This window comes from Endozoicomonas sp. SESOKO2 (assembly GCF_024606245.1).
Taxonomy (GTDB): domain Bacteria; phylum Pseudomonadota; class Gammaproteobacteria; order Pseudomonadales; family Endozoicomonadaceae; genus Endozoicomonas_A.
The window spans coordinates 1-2,361 of record NZ_JAHHPQ010000082.1 but is presented as its reverse complement, the minus strand read 5'-3'; the positions used below and the strand labels follow the sequence as shown (position 1 = coordinate 2,361).

Genomic DNA, 2,361 nt, shown 5'->3' with positions numbered 1-2,361 from the left:
CAAGAGACGGAAAGAATGATAATTTATGGGCTTGCTCTGCGCAAGCCGAGCTATCTGGAAAAAAGGGATCAGGTCTTGATTGTTGACATCGTTTGACTCTGTTCTGTTTTTAGGGCTCTTTGGGTCGTTCTCACGTGTGGCAAAATAGTGGCTCCCATGTTGAATCCATACGACATCTCAAGTTGTAAAGCCCGTTTTCAGATATGGGTATGCATTGCCAAGCTGGAGCGTGGGAACGAGTCAACATTGTCGAGGTGAACTTTACTGACGAAAGCCCAGCTCTATTTTTTCTTGCCAAGCCTTTCGATAGAGCTAACAATCTTCTGATAGGTCTCGATCTTTTTGTTTATCTTACTGACACTTTTCTTATCTGAACTATTCGCTTTCACGAAAGCAGTATTTGAATCGATTTCCTGATTGATCTTTTTCACGAAAGTAGAAACATCTTTGCTAGTATTCCAAAGGCTCTCAATTTGGGCTTTAAAATTGCTTCCTTTCGCACTTTTAAAAACGATATTGGAAACTTCGCCAGCTTCTTTAGATGATCCTTTGGCGTGAACACTACCTTTTGACGAAACGCTAAACGAATCCTTGCTACTGAATCCCATTTTAAAATGGTCGTTAAATGCGCCTTCGATAATTTCTTTAATTTCACTTTCGATAAGGTGGTCTTGAAATGATTTCACCCTGATAATTCCCGAAAATCTTTCTGTTAATGTTATTTAGGCTTTTGGGGAATTCTGGCTATTGTCGTAGACAATGCTGTATTAAAGCTTGTCGGATGCTTTGTTTGGTACTCAAAAATAGCAATGGGTATACCATGTCCTCTGTCTCAGAAAATCGAAAGATCGCTCGCAATTGGAGCTTTTCATCAACATAGTCGTGATACGTTGTGAACCCCATTTCTGACGCCTCCAAACATAATGGAGAACTTCGGGGATGTTCAATGATTCTTTTCTCAAATCCAGTAATGAAGCCATTAAGAAGCTCGCCAGCCGCTTCCTGTCCGATGTGTCGGGATAAATAGTAAAACCTGTCATGAAGCTGGCATTGGAAAGCGAGTGAATACTCAAACTTCATTGTCAAGAAGCCCTTCCAATCCAGCCAGAAGTTCTGAAGAAGATACGGTTCGACCTTCCCGAACATCCTTTTCAGCAAATGACAACAATTTTAATAGAGCCATTTGTTCCTGTTGCATCTCAAACTGTACGGGGTCTTGAACTACATATAAAGGTTCCCCATTTTGTGTAACGACTACAGGCTCAGATACATCCATAGAAGCTAATTCTTTTTTAAACGTCGATACCGTTTTGGTACGGGGTAAGGGTGATACGCTCATCTATTTTCCTCAGTGTTAAAAAAATAACATTTCAAGGATAGGTTAAACAAAAGAAAAAGTCCATATAATGTCCATATATGACCCTTCTACTACTACCGAACTACCGAAACCGGGGTCAGGTCTTGATACTTGATACCTGGCAAATAGGTTGCTTTATACAATCCGGAATAGTAACAGGTTAGGAGGGGGTTCAATAAGGAGATTGGGCCATTTCTATCATTGTGTGGAGTTGTAAGCCCCCCCACAGTTGACCAATCTGGCTTTGGAGGCAGTGATATAAGCTTTAAGCTGATGGTAATTGTGATGCCTGTGATCTCTTCTTTTTTTGGAATTTACATCAGAATGTATCATGATGATCATCCACCACCACATATCCATGTTGAGTAACAAGGTCACGAGGCTTTGGTGTGTATTAATGATGGTGCAGTTCTCAAGGGTCATCTTCCAAAGAAGGCCGCAAGATTGGTATCTGACTAGTGTGGTGACCATAAAACAGCACTATTTGATAACTGGCAAAAAGCATTGGAGCTTCAGCCGCTAGAGCGTATTCCGGGAGCTGATTATGATTAAATTGATAAAAGCTGAGTGGTTATACGATAAAGAAATTCGACTTTCTTTTTCTGATGGTTCCCACGGAGTGATGGATTTTTCTCCGTTGTTGTCTAAAAAAACAGCTATGACATTACCCTTGGAGAGTTCACAGTATTTTTGCCGTTTTTTCCTTGAGTTTGGCGCTTTGTGCTGGCCTAATGGTTTTGAACTGAGTCCTGGTAGCTTGCATGAGAAACTGGATAAGGCAGGTCAGCTAGTTAGGTTTGATGCCGCGTAACCAAAAGAAGAAACTCGGAGAAACCCGTGTCGTGAGACCCGGCAAGGAAAAATCATGAAACCCCCTGAAATTATTGACCTCTAGCTTATATTTGCTTTCTTTTTAATACGTCTACAGCCTTATAAATACACATCAGGCTAAGGCCTCAGCATGAATGCTCACGATTTGATTTCACAACTCTCTATTATCAGTG

3 protein-coding genes are annotated in these 2,361 nt (G+C 41.0%); 1 reads left to right on the top strand and 2 read right to left on the bottom strand.

Translation table 11 applies throughout. From position 1 onward, the window contains the following. Positions 1 to 281: 281 nt before the first annotated feature. On the bottom strand, positions 282 to 686 hold the full coding sequence (locus KDK17_RS02155) for a hypothetical protein (protein ID WP_257254994.1): 405 nt from the start codon (positions 684 to 686) through the stop codon (positions 282 to 284). A 383-nt stretch (positions 687 to 1,069) separates the two neighbouring features. Then, positions 1,070 to 1,339, bottom strand: coding sequence for a type II toxin-antitoxin system Phd/YefM family antitoxin (locus KDK17_RS02150; protein WP_257254995.1), 270 nt, complete (start codon positions 1,337 to 1,339; stop codon positions 1,070 to 1,072). 562 nt (positions 1,340 to 1,901) lie between these two features. Between KDK17_RS02150 and KDK17_RS02145 the strand changes: the two genes are divergently transcribed. Then, positions 1,902 to 2,168, top strand: a complete 267-nt coding sequence (locus tag KDK17_RS02145; RefSeq protein WP_257254996.1) for a DUF2442 domain-containing protein — start codon at positions 1,902 to 1,904, stop codon at positions 2,166 to 2,168. The last annotated feature ends 193 nt before the right edge of the window (positions 2,169 to 2,361 follow it).

Excerpts from the sequence above, each read along its gene's own strand:
- KDK17_RS02150 (WP_257254995.1), bottom strand. The coding sequence starts at position 1,339 with ATGAGCGTATCACCCTTACCCCGTACCAAAACGGTATCGACGTTTAAA.
- KDK17_RS02145 (WP_257254996.1), top strand. The coding sequence starts at position 1,902 with ATGATTAAATTGATAAAAGCTGAGTGGTTATACGATAAAGAAATTCGA.